Source organism: Pseudonocardia sp. SID8383 (genome assembly GCF_009864975.1).
In the GTDB taxonomy this organism is placed as follows: domain Bacteria; phylum Actinomycetota; class Actinomycetes; order Mycobacteriales; family Pseudonocardiaceae; genus Pseudonocardia; species Pseudonocardia alni.
Window position 1 is genome coordinate 1 of the sequence record NZ_WWFY01000203.1, and the last position, 206, is coordinate 206.

The following is a 206-nucleotide window of genomic DNA, read 5'->3' on the forward strand; positions in this document are numbered from 1 at the left end:
AGCACGGACGGGACGACCCGGTCCGCCGGGATGCCGTGCCGGTGCAGCTCGGCGGTCACGGCGGCGACGAACGCCGGTCCGGCGGCGGCGAACCGGCCGCCCAGCACCACGCGGTCCGGGTCGCTGGGGGCGGTGAACCCGGCGAGGACGCGCCCGAGCAGTCTGCCCGATCGGCGCGGGTCGGGCTGCACCTCGGGTCGGGTCTC

At 78.6% G+C, this 206-nt stretch carries 1 pseudogene; it reads right to left on the reverse strand.

The features are described 5' to 3' along the window. Window positions 1-191: pseudogene (locus GTW08_RS04765) on the reverse strand (transcriptional regulator); the annotation flags it as partial. Between the last annotated feature and the right edge of the window lie 15 nt (window positions 192-206).